Here is an 18614-nt window from a genome sequence, read left to right as displayed (position 1 = left end):
CGAGTGGCTCCCGGGGCGTAGCGGGAGCGGCCGTGCGGACCATGGGGAAGGCGATCTCGGTGCGGTGCCCGGCGGACCAGCCGCTGCCGTACTCCTCGCCTTCCGGTGCCTCCTGCAGGTGTGCCGTGGGCCGGCGCCGCCACTCGTGCCGGAGGAGTTCCAGGTGCGTGTCGGAGGTCAGGTCGAGGGTGAGGCGCTGGTCGCCGTGGACCGCCGTGACCCGGTCGGGTACGTGCGCGCGCTGGCGCCAGGTGGTGAACAGCCGCCGCCACTCGGCCGGGCCGGTGGCCGGGTCGCCGGCGGCCGCGGGCAGGTCCGGGTCGGCCGGGTACCAGCGGGCGGGGGCCAGAACGGAGCGGCCGGAGCGCACGCGGGGCAGATACGGCAGGGCGGCGGCCGCGCCCCAGTCCCAGGTGGGCAGCGCCGACTCCCCGGAGCGGGGCAGTTCGGCCAGGAAGCGGGCCGTCCCGGGGGCGTTGCCGCGCAGGCTGAGCATGCTCGGCATGGTGGGGACGACCTCCGCCGCCGGCGCGGCCGAGACGAGGGCGAGCCGGTCCGTCGCCGCCACCACGGCCAGGTCGTCCAGGCCCAGGGTGTACCGCGACGCCCGGTCGGTGAAGGCCGCTACCGTGATGACGTGGTCCGTCCAGCGGGGGACGCGGGCCACATTGGCGGCCCGGCCGCTGAGCGTGCGGAAGGCCAGCTGGGCGCGGACGGCGCGCGGGTCGCGTGGGGGGGGACGGAGCGCAGCACCTCGCCGAAGCGGTGGGCCTCCTCGCCCAGGGCGGGTGCGAAGCGCCCGGCGACGGCGCCCGCGACGGCCGAGACGGCGCCGACCAACAGCCGGAACCGGCCCTCGTGGGGGCGGGCCCCCGCCCGTTCGAACTCTTCCGCGGGGATCTCGGCCGCTTCGGGCTGGTCCTGCCGGCCGCCGGCACCCGCGGCAGTAGTTCGGCTCGACACGTGGGTGCGGCCCCGGCTGCGGCCGGCCGGCCCGGCGTGCGAGCCTGCGCCGAATCGGGAATCCCTTGATCATCATTGGTGTTGGCCCTGCTGTCAGACCCGTCATGTGAAGGGCTTTTCGTGCGCGCCATACAGATCGACCGCTTCGGCACCCCTGACGTCCTCGGCATTGTCAATGCTCCCGAGCCCGAGCCCGGCCCTGGAGAAGTGCTGATCCGGACGGTAGCGACCAGCCTCAACCCTGTTGACGACAAGACGCGGGAGGGAGCTATCGGTGAAGGAACGCCGCCACTGCCGATGACGCTTGGCTGGGACCTGGCCGGCATCGTGGTCGATGGCGGCGCCACCGGGCTGCGCGCCGGTGAACGCGTGATCGCCATGTCGCACCAACTCAGCACCGGCCGAGGGACCTGGGCCGATCTGGTCGCGCTTCCCGCAGAGGCAGTGGCTGCCGCGCCGCAGTCGGTCAGTCTGGCCGAAGCCGCCACGTTGCCGCTTCCCGGGCTGACAGCCCTGCAGACGCTGGACTGGCTGGCGGTCAAGGCCGGTGAGCGGCTGCTGATCGCTGGTGCCGCGGGGGCAGTTGGCGGGTTGGCATTGCAGATCGCCCGTGCGCGCGGCGCCCAGGTCGATGCTCTGGTCTCCCGAGATGCGCACGTCGCCTTCGCCCACGACCACGGTGCCGGCTTCGTCACCACCGACCGCAACGCTCTGCAAGACCGTCACTATGACGCAGTCTTCGACACCTTCGGGGCATTCGTGACCGAGGCGGTGGCCGATGGCGGCCGATACGCGTCGATCGCCACCCAAGCCGGTCCGGTCCCCGATCTTTCCTCCCGTGGCGTGCGTACCACTGTCAACCAGGTGCGCGAGGACGGCGCGGGGTTGAACGAGCTGACCGAACTCGTCGACGACGGCTCCCTGCAGCTGCGGATGCACTCCGCCTTCGGCCTCCACGAGATCCAAGCCGCACACGCTCGCTTTCTCCAGGGAGGCTTGGCAGGAAAGATCGCCGTGGTCTTCTGACGCGAGGAGGGCAAGGCCCGGCTGAGGGCATACCGAAGCTGCGGAAGGCCGTGGTGAAGGTCAGGGGCGCGGTGACCATGATGGACACGCCCGTCGTCGAGGAGAGCGAGGGCGAGGGGAAGCCGGTGCCGCTGAGCATGGCCGGGCGTGGGAGTGGATCCCGGTCGGGCTTCGCCTCGCAGCAGACGTCCGTGCCGTCGCCGGAGGGGCTGCCCGTCAACCTCTGGCACCCGGAGGACGACACAGGCGGCCGCGACTACGGGGCCCGCGGGACCTTCGGCAACCGGACCGTCGTCGTCCTGGCCGCGCAGCCGTGGGTGTCCCGGCACCGGGGCGTCCACCACGGGAGGTCCGACGCGCCCCGGCGACCCCGTGTGGCCGGCGAATGCACGGTGGGACATGGGAGGCGACAGGCGACGGCCTTCAGGCCAGGCGGCGGCCGCGGCGGTCGAGGTGCCCGTGCTTCTCGACCAGGCCGACTAGCACGCCACCCGGCCTCGGCATCGACGCCAACGGTCTGTGGACGGTGTTCGGGCCGACCATCGTCCGCCTCTACCGGCCGCATCCCGCCCCCTGGATCACGACCCTGTCCCAGGAGGCGGGATGGGTACCGCTACTGGTAGCGGGCCGCACGGCGGCGGCGGGACGGTTGTGTCATGTCGGCAAGGACTCCGGCTCCCACGCCTGGGGCCTCGTTCCACGTACGGATCTTGTCCGCGACCCGCATCAGGCGTGGGTCGCCGGGGCGGACATTGAGGTAGAACAAGGCTTCGTAGGGGCGGCGGTCGTCCCCACCCCACCGAACGATGCCCTCGGTGTCGGCGAGGATGTCCCGGATGATCAGCTGCTGGCCCGCGGTGAAGCCGTCCCGCACGCCTGGCGGATACGAGCCGGGCCGGATCGCCACGGCGGTGCCGGATGCCTGGTTGGATTCCGGAAGCCGGCTGTCGCGGACGCTTGACGGAGATATCCAGCCTTTGACCGGGTCGGGCTCACCTTGCAGGCCGAGGGCGTCGATGTCGTAGTGGAAGCGGCGGATCACGTGCACCAGGACTGTTTCCGGGGCACTTGTGCGTACCGCGACGTGCAGACCAGTGCCGGGCACGGAGCAGGTGGAGATCGACATGTCTGCGTCGATGGCCTTGTGCATCTCCCAGCCGTTGGCGGAGGGGCGGCCGGTGAGGACACGGCGCTGCCGGGCGCGGAAGCGCCGCAAGGCTTCGTCCGGTTGTGGGTCGGCGGAAGCCGGTGCGGCGGTGGCAGCGCGAGCAGGGCTCGCGAGCAGGGTTGCGGCGCTGGAGCTGACGAGGGCCGTGCCTACGGCGAGGCCCGCTCCGCGAGCCATGAGTCTGCGACGGGGTATGCCGGTGCCGGTCATGTGGGCTCTCCCACTCCTTGAGGTGGCGTGCTGCCACGGCGCTGCCGCATGTGGAGGGCGGCGGAGGCGATGCCGACTGCGAGTGCGGCGAGGAGCAAGGCGGCCATGGATGGGTTGAGGTAGCCGGGGATAACGGCTTCGAAGCCGGGCTCGCCACCCGGCATGTGGCACGTGAACCGCAACGGGATGTAGTCCCCGATGTAGGCGTCCACCTGCTTTGCCCTCTCGAATCCCCCAGCCTTCTCGCATGCCTCGAACTTGTACTCACCTTCGAGGGAGGTCAAGAGGATCTGGGCACAGCCCCACAGATAGAGGGATAACGCCCCGGCGCAGAACGAGGCAGCCACGTCCCCGCAGATCGTGGCCGGCGTGTACGAGGAACGGCGACGCCGCGTGAACGAGGAGAGCAGGTAGCTGGCAAGCCCCGCCAGAGTGGCCGTGCCGCAGAGCATGATGGCCAGGAGCGTCCCGAAGTCATGGCCCTCAAACGGGTCTGACGCTGCACCGATCATACGCAGTCAGGACTCGCGGATCACGCGGGCATACTTCTCGAAGATCGCGTACAGATTCATCCGCTTCCTCGCATGTCTTTCCGCTTCCCCGTCATATCCCTGGTACCGGCGCAGGATCTCGAATTTCTCATCGTCGGTGTAGTCCAGCGCCGGGCGCCGCATCTTCGTCTCTTCGTGACCGCTCTGGTCGCCTTTCTTCCCATCGGCGCACCAGAGTTGTACCCATGCCACGGTGCGCGCGCTGAATGGGTTGTCCGTGCGCAGCCTGTCCCACATCGTGAAGATGTCGGCGTCCTTGGCAGTATCGAGGGTCTCCCCCTGGGTGAGGCCGGAACGGATCGCATTGTTCCAGGCGACGATGCCGGTGTGCCCGAATGTCTTGCCGATTCCGGTACTGCTGTCCCGGATCTTCGATTCGACCGGAGGGAAATCCTTGGCCCAGTCCGGAATGACGCCCTTGTGGTACAGCCACACGGCCGCAGCACCCCAGTGGTCTATGTTGTTGTAGTGACAGAACTCCCAGTACGTCGTGGTCTGGATGAGCGCCTTGCGCATGCGGAGCCTGCGGGCCATCGAAGTGATGGCCTGGTCCTGGTTGATGATCTCCTCCAGGCACCTTTCCCTGCTGTACATGAGCTTGTCTTTGTCGCTCTCCATGGCGGATTCCATGAAGCTGACGGCTTCCGCGCGTAGGGAATCCCAGTAGCCCAGGTTGAACCCGATGTCGAGCTTCTCGGACGGAGCCGGACGGAAGTCGCCTTGGCCGGTGTCGCGTCCGGAGGCGATGTTGTTGTCGATCTCGATTCGTCCGTCACCGGAGCCCATCGTCTTCGTGACGATCTGGTCGAAGGCCCAGTTTTCCGGCATCGCATATCCCAGGTTTCCGGAGAATCCGGAGGACATGTCGGACACAAAACTCGCATCCGCATACCCTTGGAGGGAGACGCGGGAGCACACGTTGCGAGGCCCGTAGATTCCGATCTCGAATGGGTTTCCTATTTCACGCATCTTTTCCCGGATGCTCCGGAAGTACGGCAGGACGTGTGAGGTGACCTCTTGGTCGACCGCGTCGTAGTCGACCGCGAAATAGATCCGGGTCCCGGTCCTGAACCCGTGATCTTCCGCCTTGGCCGCAGCGTTCAGGCAGTCCAGGACACCCTGCCGAGGGCTGTAGTAGTCGACCGATCGCGCCCACGTCTGGTAGATCGGGAAGCAGCGCAGGCCGTGCTCTTTGATCGTCGCCAGCTCGCCTGGCTGGATCTCCTTCTCCGGCAAGCCGGTGCCGGAGTTGTACAAGTAGCGGCCTATGTACTTGATGCCGGCATCCTTCAGTGTCTGCGCACGAGCGGGGGTGATCTTCGTGACACCGTCGCATGCCTCGCCCTTCCGGGACTGATCGCCATAGGAAACCAGCAAGGATGACCAGGTCTGGAAATCGCCCTGTCCGGTGACGGGCAGCTTGAGGAAGGACTGGAACTCCTTTACCGCGTCAGCGTGCGAGAACGTGAACGCGGTCGAGAAGGAGACCGGACGCTTGTTGAGAACCATGGCCGCAGAGAAGAGCTGCACCCAGACCCCGGAGGCCCCGGTGGACAATGTGTGGCTCTTCAACCCGTTTTGTGTTCCAGGGCCGAAGACTCCGTTCGCGACGCCATCGGCCATGCCCAGTTCGTACTGGATCGCCAGCACCATCGACTTGGCCACGTCGCGCGAGTGGTGGCCGTCGCACGGGATGGCGTAGTAGTCCTTGCGGAGGAGGTACCGGCCATTGAGCCACTGCTGGATGGAACGTATGGTCTCCGAACCGTTGTTGACGGTGACGTAGGCGTCCATATTGAACAGGCCCTTGACCACCTTCGGCCAGAGAGAACTGCCCGGGTAGACCTTCTCCACACCCATGTTCTGATGCAGCTGCACCACCGAGGCCTTGACCCGGGAGTTGTACTTGCCGTCGATCTCACCACCGTCGTAGCCCTTGCAGTACAGCGCGGACTGGATGATCCGGCAGAAGATTGCCGAGGGGACGGTGGTCTCATCCAGCTTGCCGTACTTCTCCTGGAGGGCCGCCAAGGTGCCTGGGCCGAAGCTGTTGGACAGGGTATCGATGCCCATCTCGTACTGCAGCGCCCGGGTAAGGGCATACATGACCGTCCAACTGGTCTGGCCGTTCTCCTCCAGCTTGGCGATGCCGAGCGTGGCACCATTGCCGTACTGGGCATTGATGAATCTTTGAGCGCGACGCACCATCTCATCAGCCACAGAATGCATAATCCTTTTACGCAGTCGATGCGAGCAATGCCCTGGCCTGAGAAATTGAATCCTTCTCCGTCGCCATGACGGACACACTCACATCCTTGGGAGTGGGCAGACAGCGTTACTGAGCCGCCTGCGATGCGCCCCGAACCACCGGCGCCCCAGGGGCACATCGCGGCATGTCATCTCACCGGGCGTGGACCAGTGGCGGCGTGTGAACCAACGGCGAACCGCTCAGCTCCCACGTGATGTCGCCCTTGCCGTCCCCTTCGACGTCGTAGGTGACCGTGGCGTCAGTCGACCACCAGTATTTCGGGTCGTACCACACCACCGCTGCCGGGTGGCATTGCTCGGGATAGCGAGGCTCGGCCGCCGAGTTGAGTGCCTTGGTGATGTCACATGTTGCGGAGTCAACCACGGTGTCTTTGCCGTCTGCCGCTGCCCGCTTCTCAACCCGCGTTTGTATCTTGAACTTTGAGAAGGTGATGTCCGGGTCCTCTATGAGCCAGTCGATCTCGGAGAACCCCTGCACCGTGTCTTCATCCACAGTGCGCCACCCACACAGCTTCACATCGACCCGGTTTACGTTACTCCCGGCGAACACCTGCACGTTCTCTTCCTTACCCGTACAGGGAACTGGAGCTGCCTGTGCAGGAGTTGTTCCGGACAGCAACACGGAACCGGCCGCGACGGCGCCCGCCGCGATCAGCGAGCCAATACGACGTCTCACGAATCTGGCATCCTTTCAGGCACGGCTGGGCGCTGCGGCGCCCGGCGTACGCTGGTGTCCCTTGCCGAATTCATGCTTGCGGACGGACGGGTTCTTGGATCGGCAAGCGAATGCAGGGGCGCCGAGCCACTCGGTTCCGCAGGAGGTCGGCGTAAGCGACACGGCCACTGCGAAGAGTAAGGAGGATGTAGGCTTCCGGCGCCCGCGGGCTGGTCTTACCCGCAGGGAAAAACATAGTCGGACTTGTAGTTGATGAACGGCGTGCTGCTGGATGTTTTTGCCATTTTGGCAGTCACCGGAGCACACGCGAAGTTCGAGACGCGCACGGGCCCCGCATACTCAGTGAAGTTCCCGGAGTTGGTATCGCAGCTCGAACCGCCTACTTTGCAGACTTTCAGGTACATATACCGCTTGCTGCCGATGTTGTTGTCCAGGATCGCACAGCCCTTCCCAGAATTCTCGTACGCAAACAGAGTGGCCAGACGCTCGCGGGGCGGGTCTCCCAGGGGTAGGGGTACAGCCTTTCGCAACGTGTAGCCGGCCCCGCAAACTGTCGCAGCCGCCTCCACGACCTGCGGTTCCGTCTGCGCTATGGCCCTCGTGGTCGCATCGGCATCTGCCGCGACGCGCATACCCGGCACGTCCGACGCGACAGCGTAAGGCGTAGCCGCCACAGCTGAGACCATGACTGCAGCGACGAGAACACCTCGCTTGACGCCCAACAGTCTTGACACGGTGAGCCTCACTTCCGTTGCAATGTCTTCGACGGCCAGTACTCGCCGTAGCGCCAGCATTCGGCCAGGCTTCTTGATCGCATGGTGAACGCGACTGGAGAGTTCGCGAATGCCCTTGACTTCCCGCTAGTACCGCAAAGTAGCTGCGGCCTTCACTGTGAGGAAAACTATGTTGCGTTCATGTCTACGTCAATGAATGAAGTATGAGGTTTGGGTAAGACCGCAGGTCAACTGAGAAAAATTGTTGCAACGATCTGATGGTGAACGCACGCTGGCCGCTGACTCCACACCACATGAGGTGACCACCGATGCCGGGAAGACTCACGCGGCAGGACCGCCGACGCATCGCCGCAGGGCTGGGCGAAGGGCTTTCGTACACCGAGATAGCCAGGCGTCTGGACCGGTCGACGTCGACCGTCACCCGGGAGGTGATGCGCAACGGCGGTCCCGTCGAGTACCGCGCGGATCCCGCTCACCAGGCGGCAGCGCGGCGTGCCCGGCGACGCGGGCGTGCGGGCGCCGGCGCCCCGCAGGTCGCCGCCTCCGCCACCGGCATCCGCGTCCGGGACGGGGAAGCGGTGCGCGACTACGAAGAGCGGCTCACACAACTCTTCGTCGATATGGGCGTACCACGAATGATGTCCCGCATACTCGCCTGTATATTCACCACCGACTCCGGCAGCGTCACGGCCGCCGACCTTGTCCGGAGGCTGAGCGTCAGCCCGGCCTCAATCTCCAAGGCTGTCGGCCGCCTTGCAAAGCAGGAGCTGATCCGGCGCGAACGCGACGCCCGTGAACGGCGCGACCGGTACGTCATCGACGATGACGTGTGGCACCGGGCCATGCTGGCCAACATCCGGTTCAACACCGCCTTGGCCGCGACCGCCCGTGACGGCGCCGGCGTCCTTGGAGCCCAAAGCCCCGCCGGGGCCCGGCTGAACAACATGGGTCAGCTCCTCGAACACGTCAGCCACGACCTGCTCCGGTCCGTCGAGCACTGGCAACATGTCCTCTCCGCCCGGCGAGCACCGCAGACTCGCGACGACGGCTCGCCGGCTCCCGGTGCGGGCTCTCGATGCTCCCTGGTGTGGAGGCCGGCTCAGCCAAGTCAGTAGTGCGATCACGCTCCCGGCCCGACGGTCCGGCGCCCGCTCCCGCGCAGCTTCCTTCCTCCTCAACGGGAAGGTGGCCGATTTCCGCTCCTTGATGATCAGCTGGAGTCGTTCGTCGCGGGGAAGTCGGCGGCGGCTTTCGTTGCCGACCCCGTCGTCGTTGAGGCAGTCCTTCCCCTTCGGGGCTGGTGCAGCGACTGCTGGACGAGGGAGACATGACCGCGGCCGGATGCAGTCACCCCCAGACCGACGAGTGCGAGCAGCTGGCCGAGCACATACTGGCTCCGGGGCGGCCCGACGATATGACCGCCGACCCCCTGGCCGCGCCGATCCCCCTGCCAGCCCCGGTCGTCTCGCACGGCGGGCGGAGACGCATCACGCACGTCAGCCCTGCCTTGCCGAAGCCCTTGCCCCCTTCGTACGGGTCGCCACCCCGGGCGAGCACCTCGCAGCGTTGACGGGCTTGCTGCTCATGGCTACAGCCGTCGTGGGCAGTGGAGTACGCCTGCACGCCGCCGGTCCTGGCGGTGGACTCCTCGCCACTCTCGCCCACGAATGTGCGCCAGCCGGCGCGGGGGCTCCCCCTGAGGGGCTGGTAGACGACACTGGAGGCAAAAGCCAGCCCCGCAGCCCCACCGCAGGGCGTACGGAGAACTGCCAGGTCGCGGTGTTCGCGGCCTACACGTCCTCGCGGGGCCGGACGCTGGTGGACCGGAAGTCGTATCTGCCGAAGGCCTGGACCTCGGACCGGGGCCGGTGCCGGTGCCGGTGCCGGTGCCGGGCGGCGAAAGTACCCGACCACCGTGGTTTGCCACGAAGACCGAGCTGGCCCGGGTCCTGGTCACCCGGGCACTGGCCTCGCCGCTGCCCTTCTCCTGGGTGACCGCGGACGCTCTCTACGGCCAGGACTGGCACTTCCGCCGCATGATCGAGGACGCGGGCCTCGGCTACGTCGTCGCGGTCCCGAAATCGCAGCAGGTCAGGTCCCTCGCCGGCTGCTGGCGCATCGACCAGCTCATCGGCGACGCCCCCGACGATGCCTGGGAAAGACTGTCCTGCGCAGACGGCGCCAAGGGCCCGCGCCTCTACGACTGGGCCGCCGCCCAGCTGCCGGCCATCCCGTTCTTCGACAGCGGCGAGCGTCGCACCGCAGGTAGGTGATGGCCCGCCGCAGCTTCGCCCGCCCCGAAGAGATCGCCTACTACCTGGCCCACGCTCCCGCCAGCACCACCGTCGACCAGCCGACGCCCGTACGGGCAGCGACCTCCGCACGGATACCGGCCCTGTCTCCCCCCAGCTGGTCAACGACTACGGCTTGATCCACGACTCCGTGGCCCGGGCAATCGACGTCTACCGGACCGCCGGAGCCGCCGTCTCCGGCTGAGCACATCGGTCCGCCCGAATTCGGGCCAGGCGCTCCGGGCGCCGCTACGGAGCCGGTGCCGGCACCGCCGGCGCTTTGACCTTGTTCGCGTACTTGGCGGTCATTCCCTCGACCTCCCGAGTGATCTCGGCCAATTCCGCCTTCTCCAACCTGCGCATTTTATCGACGTCGGCCACGCTGTACCCGAACTTCTGCGCTTGCTGATACGTCACGTCCTCCCATGACTTGTTCGACTTCATCAAGTTGGCGTCCCTTCTCATGGCGTAGAGGTTGCTCGACCGGTCACCGAGGCCCTTCAGCCCAGCCCGGATCTCGTCCTTCACGGCAGGTGACGCCTCTGCGTACAGCTTGATCAGCGGGTCCAGCTGAGGCAGCTTCGCAATCCGGTCGAGGGCTACGAGGTGATCCGGAGAGAGGGCCCGCTGCTCTGGTTTCAAGGACTTCCATACGGGGCTTTCCGCGCCCATGATCGCGTCGAAAGTTGCGCCCTTCTTCGCCCGGTAGTTCGGCCCCACTTCTCGCAGCACGCCTTTCACGTCCTTGCTGGCCTGCTGGAGACTGGCCGCCGCAGCCCTCTCCGCCACCTCCAGCCCCTCGAGCTGTCTTTTCAGAGCGCCGATGGTGCCTTCGAATTCCGCTACCTGCTGCTGGAGCAGCAAGGCCCGGCTTCGCCACTGGAGGTAGTTCCTCTCCTCGGTGGTCAGGTTCCCGGCGCTGAGCATCTTCTCGAGGGCCTCGCCCCTGGCTTCGAGGCTGTCGAGCCTGTGGAGGCGGTCGAGCGCGCCCCTGAGAGAGTCGGGAAGCGGCGGCCGGGACTCGGCGAGTTCCTTCGCTTCGAGCCTGGCGCCGGCGACAGCGTTTTCCTGTGCGTGGACAGCCGCGCTCACCTCGGATGCCTGCTTCGCCGTGCTCTTGAGCTTTTCCGCCGCCGCGACCTGCTCCCGGACGTCGAGCGGGGTCTTCGGTTTCCCCCGCGACCCGGCCTTGGCGGCACCCGCGACGCGCTTGGCTTTGGCGGCCACGTTCATGGCGGCCTTGACCTGCCCGGTCGACAGCGCGGGGTCGGCTGCCATCTGTTTGATGAAACCGCCGATCTCCTCCTCCGTGAGTCCGAGGGCTTTTCCTTGCCCGGTCACGTCGGTGACGACGCTGCGCGCCTCTTGGAACATCGACTTCAGCCGCGTGAGCTCCTCGGCCGACAGCTTGGCCTCGTCGATCATTTTCATCGCCGTCGCTTCCCGCATGAAACGTCCGAAGCTGATGCGCGCGTGCTTCGCCATGCGGTAGATCACTTCGGCGAGTTGGGGGACGGCGTTGAGTCCGCCGCCACCGCCGTACATCGAGCTCGTGACCTTCGAGCCGAACCTCAGCAGGGCTTCGTCGGCTTCGATCTTCGCCACCGCTGCCCTCAGCACCTCTTGGCGCACCTTCTCCGGAAGCTGCTGAACGGGTGCCCTCAGTTCCGCCAGGTTACGTGTTCTGTTGAAGGCGAGGATGGCGCCCTTCATACCGTGGATCGCGGAGACCGCCGCACCCAGGTCCATGGCTGCCCCGACCATGGCGACGATCACCCAGGTAAAGCTCGGGTCATCGGCCAGACCGGCGCCGGCGAACGCGGACTTCTGCTCGTACTCCCGGAATTCCAGTACCGCCTGGTACGCACTGATGCCGAAGGCGCCGATCGCCGCCGCAGCGGCAAGGGCGCCGCCTCCGGCCGTCATGAGCGTCAGCGCGAAGCCCACCACCGCGAGGATGGTCACCAGCTGTTTCTCGTCGGCGTGGTACCGGTCCCGGCGGTCCATGATGATCGAGTGGAACACCGAGCCCTGCTCGACGCCCTGTTCCTTCATGGACGACTCGAGGATCTTCGGGAACTTGTAGACCGTCTTCGGTTCCTGCCGCAGATGGTCACGCGACGTGTTGATGGCCACCCGCCGGTCCTTGACGTAGGCGGTGATCGCCGCTTTCACCGTGGCACGGTCACGGGTCAGCAGTTCGAGGCGCGGAAACTTCTCGTCCTCGACAAGTGGCTGTCCCGGCAGTGTCTTGAGCACCCCGCTCGCCTTGCTGACGAGTTGTTCCGCCTCCTTGTACTTCTTGCGGGCCTCGTACGGGACGTCGTCGGGCGTGTCCCTGGCTCCCCGCACGGTACGGGCGCTGATCCTCGCGCCCTCGTCGATCTTCTTCGCGGCCTCCGCCATGAGATTCGGCGCCGCCGTGGCCTTGGCCTGGGCGATGAGGGCATCCACCGCGGCGTCGCTCGCGTACTGTTGCTCGGCCTTCCAGAGCCGGTGCTCGTACTGCTGGAGATACGTGAGAGTGATCGCCACTGTCTCGTCGAGGAATTCCTTCTCGTAGGCGTCGAGTGTCCGCTCGAAGTCCTCGATGCCCGCGAAGCCGGCCGCTTTGACCTTCGGAGTGAGCGCGGCGACCTCATCCCGGCGGAGCTGCGCGGCTTGAAGGCGCAGGCCCCGAGCGCCTTCCTCGGGTCCCGGGCCCCCTGCCTCCATCGCGGTGGCTTTCTTCTCCAGTTCCGCGGACTGCTGTCCCAGCTGCCGGTACTCCTCGTAGAGGCCACGGAGACCATGGAGCCTCCGGGTCAGGTCCTCCCGTCGCCCCTCCGCCTTCGCACGCTCGGCCTTCACGGCCAGGAAACGGTCGATCGACGTCTCCAGCTGCGCGAGGTCCGAGGTCCGGCTCGTGACGCCGGCTGCGTACTCCCGGAGGTCGGCGGCGGAGAGCGGAGAAAGCTTGCCGGCAAGTCGCACCATGACCGCGAACTGCGCCGGTGTGAAGTTCTGGGGGCCGCCGAGCAGCGCCTTGATCTCCTCAGGCAGCGCGTCGAGCTTCTGCTTGTCGCCCATGACCTGGCGCTTGAAACCGTGCCAGATCTCGGCCCGGCCCTGCTGTCCCTTCTCGATCACCGTGCCGGGCGCGAGGCCGGTGCCCGAGAAGTACCGGCGGTCGATCTCCTGGTTGACAGCGTCGCGGGCTTGCCGGTCCAACTCGTTGTACGCCTTGTCGGCCGCGGCTTTCGCTCCGGCCGAAGGCGGGCCGCCGTGTTCGGCGAGCAGTGAGCGAAGGACCCTGAAGGTGAGCTGAGTGCCGACGTGCTTCCCGGGGTCGTTCAGGACGGCTTCGACGGCTTGCGACGGCGAAGACCAGCTGAATTTCATGGGGTGCCCGAAGATGACCGTCTCGACGTACCGGAGCAGCTGCGGGCGGCTCGTGATCCCGGGCGGGATCTTGATGGAGTGTGCTGCGTACTCGTCGGCGTCCGGTTTGACGGGCGCCGGCTGCCGTCGGATGATCCGGCAGGGCGCTGCCGCCGGGCCTCCTTGCTGGAGGACGTGGGCGAGCTCGTGGGCGAGCAGGCGCCGGCCGGTGTGGGTGTGAGGCCGGTACTCCCCCGCCCCGAACACGATGTCGTGCCCCAGCGTGAAGGCACGGGCGCCGACGGTCCGGGCCGCGTCCGCCGCGCGTGGGTCAGTGTGGACGCGGACCTTGCTGAAGTCCGGGTACCGGGACCCCGGCGGGACCTGCGGTCCGTTCATGAGTGCGCGCAGTGCGGCGGCGTCCGCGGCGGCTTCCAGCGGATCGTCCTGGCGGCCGACGGCGAAGCCCTGGACCGGCCTCGGTGATGCCTGCGGGGGCCGGTGCGCGAGCTCGCCGGCGAGGCGCCGCTCCATGAAGCGGCGCGTGGCCGTGTCGAGCGGCCGCCCCGGTGAGCGGAGGGCGTCGGTGACCGGCCGGTTCGCCGCCTTCGGCTGCGGGTTCGCCGCTGTTACGACCGATCGGGCCATCCTGACTGCTCCCTCGCTCAGGGCGGCGGACAGGGTGAATCAGCGCCGCCGCAGCCTCGCCCCCACCCCCACCTCCGCCTCCGCCTCCGCCTCCGCCCGTACCTACCATGTCACCGCCGATCGATGCCTATTGCGGCCTTGGGGTGGCGGCACTCATTGGTCGGCAGGTACCCGGGCCCAGGTCATGTGCGGGGCGTCGTCGTGCGTCCGATTTGATCGAACCGAATGGATCCTCCGTGGTTCTCGTCGTCGGTGCCCCAGATCGGCTGCCCGTCGGGCAGGACGGCGATCGCTTCGATCTTGCGGTTGTCCTGCCGGGTGAACTTGCGCAGCGGAAAAAGGCTCCTCGATTCCTTCAGGGTCAATGCGGCCTGGCGCGTGTTGTTCGCGGACAGCCGTCCCGCCTTGTAGACCGCCGAGCTGAACGGCCCGTCGTCCACATCGGGATCGGATGCCGAGGCCACCAGCACGGTCCCGCCGGTCAGGACCTTGAGGTCGCTGACGTGCCGTGCCTCGTCCTGGTTCGGGAACGGCACAGCGAACACGCGTCGCACGGTGGGTCTGCCGATGCGGAACCCGTTCCGGTCGACGGTTGCCGGGGCTGCGCGCACCACGGCCTTTTCGTTGCTCTTGCCCCGAGTGGCCCACACCGCAAACAAGCCTCCCGAAGGGCGGCGCCAGAGAGTGAAACTTTCGTAGTTGTCCCCCTTGGCGTTGTCCGGAAGTTCGACGGGGTTGCCTTGCACCGTCGCCGTAGTGCCGTTCACGGCAGTCGTGCAGCCCGGGCGTCCAGGGCAGTATCGGCGATGCAACAGCACGCCGTGGCCGAGATGATGATCCTTTTTCTGATCACATGCTTGACACTAGAGCCAGCCGTGCCGAGGCCGACGTCACCCAGCAGGGCCGCACAGGGAAATTCCCTCGCTTGGCCGCTGCGCCAGGTACTGAACAGGGAGCACGACCCGGCGCTGTCGCAGCCGCCCGGCTCGTCTTCCGCGGGCGGTTGCCAGCCCTGCCGTCGCCGATGCCGCCGGGGAGACGCAGGTCACATCCGCCAATGCCACAGGGGCGGGGCTATCTCGTCTCGGGGGTGTAGCCACTGACGAACACGGAGGAGCACACCGTGGACGCGCGACTGAACTTCCTCCCCGACCCGACCGCCGGCAAGACCGTCAAGTACTTCATGTCCGCGGGCAAGGCGGTCAAGGAATCGTCGCTGCCGGCCGCGACGCAGGAACTGGTGGCGCTGCGCGCGAGCCAGATCAACGGCTGCGCCGTCTGCATCGGCATACACACCAAGAAGGCCGCCGCTGCCGGCGAGACCCCGGTGCGGCTGCACCTGGTCGCGGCGTGGTGGGAGGCCACGGTCTTCACCGAGGCCGAGCGTGCCGCGCTGGAGCTGACGGAGGAGGGGAACCGGGTCGCGGACGCGGCCGGTGGGGTCAGCGACGAGGTGTGGGCGCCCGCGGCCAAGCACTACGACGAGAAGCAGCTCACCGCTCTGGTGCTCCTCATCCCCTTCATGAACATGGCAAACCGGATCAACGTCATCACCCGGCAGCCGGCCGGCGCCTACTGGCCCGGGCAGCTCCACTGAACGGCGCGGGCGACTGGCCCGGGACCGGCTACGGGCCCGAGGGCCCCGGGCCCGGGGGCGTTACTCTGACCCGCCGCTGGTCCGGATGATCACCAGAAAGCGCCTGCGCCGGCGAATACGGCCAGGTGAGAACGTTTTGAGGGGCGCCCGGCGCCATCCGGCCCGGCAGCTGGCCGCGCTCTACCACGAGCGCTGGGAGGCCGAGTCCGTCTTCGCCGAGATCAAAACCCATCAGCGCGGCGCCCGCGTCGTTCTGAGCAGCAAAACGCCTGATGGCGTCCGTCAGCAGATCTGGGCACACCTGCTGGTCCACCACGCCCTGCGCACGCTCATGCTGAGAACGGCTGCCACGCGGGGTCTGGACCTCGATCGGGTCTCCTTCACCGAAACCCTGCGCTCTGCCCGGCGCAGCGTGACCGTCACGCCGGGCAGCCTTTCCCCCTGACCTCCTGGTCAGGGCCTAGATGATGCTCGAGCAGGATCTTTGGGAAAGACTCCTGCCCATCAGATAGCTCCGCAGCCAGCCCCGAGTCGTCAAGCGCATGATGTCCAACTACGGACTCAAGTGAGCTCAACACCGTGACTGGCCGCAACCGATTCGCACCGGCAGACAAGCCATCCTCATCACAAGACCCCAAACCGCAAACCCGTAATGCAACGGCATTGGGTCTAGAGGGAGTCTGAGAAGTGTCGTTCAAGGAAGGTGACTTGATAGTCGCTTCCCTGTCGGGGCCCCGAGATGACCGGCTTGATCGGCCCGGCGAGCCTCTTCCACGGTGTCGACCCGGTGTGCGAAGGCGTAATCGCCTGGCGCTGGCAGGCCGCTGCCGTCGGTCGGTGGCGTGGCCAGCTGGCTTAAGCCGAGCGTGAGCAGGGCGTTCGTGCCGAGTGCGCCGAGTGTGCGGGCAAGTCGCCGCATGCGAACCTCGCTTGCCCCGGCCCGTGCCGCCACCCGGGGCATTCCGGACATCGGTCCGTCCCCGGTTCGGGGGGGCAGTGCCTGGACGCTCCGAGCATGCAGGGTGATCCGTTCCGGTCGAAAGGAAATCCCGGCCCCTCGGGATGTTGGAGCGGGGGAACGGCCAAGACCAGGGGGACGTGAGGCGCCGGGAACGCGCGCAGGGAACACCGGGCCCGCCGGGGGCGCACTGCATGTCTGCCCGGTCCGGGCCGCCGGGCGGCGGCCCGGACCGGGCAGGTGATGATCGGTCAGTACTGGATGGTGTGGTTGTAGAGGATGTTCCGGGCCTTGGAGCCGGTGTCCAGGCCGTAGTCGGGCCGGTCGGTGAGGAAGTACTCGCGGAAGCTGGACTGCCAGGTCCTGGTCATCATGGCGTTGCTCTTCGTCCAGCCGCCGTCGACCTGGGACCACAGGTCGACCAGCGCGGTGGCCACGCGCGCCTCGCAGGCGTCGCCCTGGTCGATGCCGGTCGTGGTGCGGTCGTTGGCGAGGTTCAGGGAGCTGCCGTTGCCCCAGTAGTAGGTGGTGTCGTTGAAGGTGTGGAACGCCACCGCGTTGGCGAAGCCTTCGGTCCAGCCGCAGCTGGTGGAGGACGTGCGGTTGACGTAGTGGGGCGAGCAGTTGGTGACGTTCGGCCACCAGCCGTTGTAGAGCTTGCCCATGAGGGCGTGGCCCGCCTCGTGGACGGTGGTGTGCTCGGAGTCGGGGTCGTTGTCCGCGAGGTGGATCTTGTCCTCGCCGACGGTCCAGTACGTCCCGTCGGTGGAGCCGGGGTACCACTGGACGGTGATGGGGGTGCAGCGGTTGTCCTGCTGACTGCCGGCCCAGCAGTTGGTGGTGGATCCCCGGTTCCACCACAGCTTGTTCAGCGTGTCGAGGGCGTGCCAGGCCCGGCTCTGCCCGGCGTTGGCGTACACGCTGCCCAGGCCGGTGCTGCGGGAGACGTTGTCCAGCGCATACGTGGCGGTGCTGTAGAGGCGGCCGTTGCCGTCGGTCACGGACCACATCCGGCCCGCCTGCGTCTGGAACTCCACCCAGAGTTTGGAGGTGACGGAGGTGGTGGGGGTGTAACAGAGGTTGAACGCGCCGTTTCCGTTTCCGGTCATGCCCGTGGCGAGCTTCTGCGTACCGCTGTTGGCGGTGGGCCGGCCCCACAGGGTGATGTTGGCGTTACTGACTGGTTCATCCCTGTTGGCCTTGCCGTTCCAGCTGCCGCCCTCGGCGGACTGGAAGCGGTTGCGGAAGGTGCCGCTGATGCAGACCTGCGCGGCTGCGCCGGCCGAAGGCGAGGCGAGGCCGGGGGTGGGGGCGGGGGCGGGTGCAGGGGCCTTGGGGGCGATTGGGCGTGCCTTGCGGTCGTCGCTCACAGGGCCGTGGGCGGCCGACGTCGCGGCGGCCTTGGTGATCGCTATGCCCTTGGTGGAGGAGCCCTTGGTCCTGCCGACGGTGAGTTCCACCGAGCCGTGCCCGGCGCGGCGCGGGTCCGGGCGGTCGGTGTCGCTGATGTCCGCCTGGATTTGTACGGGGCCGGCTGCGATCGCCGTGACGTCGAGCGAAAGGGTCCGGGTGCCGGGGGTGAGGGCGAGCGTCCGGCTGGTGCGCTGCCCGAAGGCGTCCGTCGTGGGGGCGGTGAAACCGGGACTCTCGCCCGTCAGCCGGAGCGCGGGCGGCAGTTGGACGGACAGACCTGCGTGCTTGACGTCCGTCTGCGCCTTGACGTTCACGGTGAGGGTGGCCCGCTCGCCCACGGCGGGCAGCCGGTCGAGGGAGGCGGTGACGCCGAGACAGCTGAGCGGTGCCTCGGAGTTCCTCTCCGCGGGGCGGATCGTACAGGCGCCGGCCTGGTCCGGGGCGGCCGCCGAAGCGGTCGCGGTCGCGGTCGCGGACGGTACAGCGACGGCTGCCAGGCAGGCGACTGCTCCTGCCATCGCGGTCAGAGCGGCGGGTCTCGGGAACCCCATGCGGATGCGGGGTCGTATTCGGGTCCGTACTCGGGACATTGACATGCCTTCCTGCGACGTGCACGGCCGATTCGGTACACGTCGGCAGAGCTGTGAGGGGGGTTGGGCACTGGCCCAGGAGTGTTGCGGCGATGAATCATTGGCCACAGCTACACCGTGGGTAACAGTGGCCGGAACCCTATACCTCTTGGCTTGCGCAT

12 protein-coding genes and 2 pseudogenes are annotated in these 18614 nt (G+C 67.4%); 5 read left to right on the top strand and 9 right to left on the bottom strand.

All coding sequences use genetic code 11. The features are described 5' to 3' along the window. Window positions 1–163 precede the first annotated feature (163 nt). A pseudogene (locus tag ACFPP6_RS07650) lies at window positions 164–1036 on the bottom strand (lantibiotic dehydratase); the annotation flags it as partial. 47 nt (window positions 1037–1083) lie between these two features. Between ACFPP6_RS07650 and ACFPP6_RS07645 the strand changes: the two are divergent. Continuing rightward, entirely contained in the window at window positions 1084–1989 is a 906-nt protein-coding gene (locus ACFPP6_RS07645; protein ID WP_382038451.1) for an NADP-dependent oxidoreductase, read from the top strand. Window positions 1990–2602: 613 nt separating this feature from the next. Here ACFPP6_RS07645 and ACFPP6_RS07640 read toward each other — a convergent pair. The 5 genes from ACFPP6_RS07640 to ACFPP6_RS07620 form a co-directional block, all read right to left on the bottom strand. Next, the gene (locus ACFPP6_RS07640; protein WP_382038449.1) at window positions 2603–3367 is read right to left on the bottom strand and encodes a hypothetical protein; all 765 of its coding nucleotides are present in this window, start codon (window positions 3365–3367) and stop codon (window positions 2603–2605) included. Then, window positions 3364–3879, bottom strand: a complete 516-nt coding sequence (locus ACFPP6_RS07635; RefSeq protein ID WP_382038448.1) for a hypothetical protein — start codon at window positions 3877–3879, stop codon at window positions 3364–3366. Before ACFPP6_RS07635 ends, ACFPP6_RS07640 begins: the two co-directional genes overlap by 4 nt. A gap of 6 nt (window positions 3880–3885) precedes the next feature. After that, window positions 3886–6138, bottom strand: coding sequence for a glycoside hydrolase domain-containing protein (locus tag ACFPP6_RS07630; protein ID WP_382038446.1), 2253 nt, complete (start codon window positions 6136–6138; stop codon window positions 3886–3888). A gap of 181 nt (window positions 6139–6319) precedes the next feature. Next, entirely contained in the window at window positions 6320–6862 is a 543-nt protein-coding gene (locus ACFPP6_RS07625) for a hypothetical protein (RefSeq protein WP_382038444.1), read from the bottom strand. 215 nt (window positions 6863–7077) lie between these two features. Continuing rightward, window positions 7078–7656: a hypothetical protein gene (locus ACFPP6_RS07620; RefSeq protein ID WP_382038442.1), complete on the bottom strand. Its 579-nt coding sequence runs from the start codon at window positions 7654–7656 to the stop codon at window positions 7078–7080. 248 nt (window positions 7657–7904) lie between these two features. Here ACFPP6_RS07620 and ACFPP6_RS07615 point away from each other — a divergent pair, with 248 nt between their 5' ends. Together ACFPP6_RS07615 and ACFPP6_RS36645 are read left to right on the top strand one after the other, a co-directional pair. Beyond that, window positions 7905–8711 (top strand): helix-turn-helix domain-containing protein, encoded by an 807-nt coding sequence (locus tag ACFPP6_RS07615; RefSeq protein ID WP_382038440.1) that lies wholly within the window; start codon window positions 7905–7907, stop codon window positions 8709–8711. A gap of 589 nt (window positions 8712–9300) precedes the next feature. Continuing rightward, a pseudogene (locus tag ACFPP6_RS36645) lies at window positions 9301–9943 on the top strand (IS701 family transposase); the annotation flags it as partial. Window positions 9944–10136: 193 nt separating this feature from the next. On the opposite strand, the gene ACFPP6_RS07600 reads toward ACFPP6_RS36645, so the two are convergent. Both ACFPP6_RS07600 and ACFPP6_RS07595 read right to left on the bottom strand, forming a co-directional pair. After that, window positions 10137–13895 carry an eCIS core domain-containing protein gene (locus tag ACFPP6_RS07600; RefSeq protein WP_382038435.1) on the bottom strand — a complete coding sequence of 1253 codons (3759 nt, stop codon included), beginning with the start codon at window positions 13893–13895 and terminating at the stop codon, window positions 10137–10139. Window positions 13896–14077: 182 nt separating this feature from the next. Beyond that, window positions 14078–14662 carry a hypothetical protein gene (locus tag ACFPP6_RS07595; RefSeq protein ID WP_382038433.1) on the bottom strand — a complete coding sequence of 195 codons (585 nt, stop codon included), beginning with the start codon at window positions 14660–14662 and terminating at the stop codon, window positions 14078–14080. 356 nt (window positions 14663–15018) lie between these two features. On the opposite strand from ACFPP6_RS07595, the gene ACFPP6_RS07590 reads away from it, so the two are divergent. Both ACFPP6_RS07590 and ACFPP6_RS07585 read left to right on the top strand, forming a co-directional pair. Then, complete coding sequence (locus ACFPP6_RS07590; protein WP_382038431.1) at window positions 15019–15492, top strand: carboxymuconolactone decarboxylase family protein; 474 nt, start codon at window positions 15019–15021, stop codon at window positions 15490–15492. Window positions 15493–15577: 85 nt separating this feature from the next. Continuing rightward, window positions 15578–15937 (top strand): transposase, encoded by a 360-nt coding sequence (locus ACFPP6_RS07585; RefSeq protein WP_382038429.1) that lies wholly within the window; start codon window positions 15578–15580, stop codon window positions 15935–15937. Window positions 15938–16701: 764 nt separating this feature from the next. Here ACFPP6_RS07585 and ACFPP6_RS07580 read toward each other — a convergent pair. Then, on the bottom strand, window positions 16702–18381 hold the full coding sequence (locus ACFPP6_RS07580; protein WP_382038427.1) for a mycolysin: 1680 nt from the start codon (window positions 18379–18381) through the stop codon (window positions 16702–16704). Between the last annotated feature and the right edge of the window lie 233 nt (window positions 18382–18614).

Origin of the sequence: Streptomyces aureoversilis, from assembly GCF_042657885.1 — a bacterium.
Classification (GTDB): domain Bacteria; phylum Actinomycetota; class Actinomycetes; order Streptomycetales; family Streptomycetaceae; genus Streptomyces; species Streptomyces aureoversilis.
Note: the sequence above shows the minus strand (reverse complement) of the source record. Positions and strands in the feature narration are given on the sequence as shown.

What these genes read in the sequence shown, in the direction of transcription:
- ACFPP6_RS07640 (WP_382038449.1), bottom strand. Translation starts at nt 3,367, where the DNA reads ATGACCGGCACCGGCATACCCCGTCGCAGACTCATGGCTCGCGGAGCG.
- ACFPP6_RS07635 (WP_382038448.1), bottom strand. Translation starts at nt 3,879, where the DNA reads ATGATCGGTGCAGCGTCAGACCCGTTTGAGGGCCATGACTTCGGGACG.
- ACFPP6_RS07620 (WP_382038442.1), bottom strand. Translation starts at nt 7,656, where the DNA reads ATGCTGGCGCTACGGCGAGTACTGGCCGTCGAAGACATTGCAACGGAA.
- ACFPP6_RS07615 (WP_382038440.1), top strand. Translation starts at nt 7,905, where the DNA reads ATGCCGGGAAGACTCACGCGGCAGGACCGCCGACGCATCGCCGCAGGG.
- ACFPP6_RS07600 (WP_382038435.1), bottom strand. Translation starts at nt 13,895, where the DNA reads ATGGCCCGATCGGTCGTAACAGCGGCGAACCCGCAGCCGAAGGCGGCG.
- ACFPP6_RS07585 (WP_382038429.1), top strand. Translation starts at nt 15,578, where the DNA reads ATGATCACCAGAAAGCGCCTGCGCCGGCGAATACGGCCAGGTGAGAAC.
- ACFPP6_RS07580 (WP_382038427.1), bottom strand. Translation starts at nt 18,381, where the DNA reads ATGGCAGGAGCAGTCGCCTGCCTGGCAGCCGTCGCTGTACCGTCCGCG.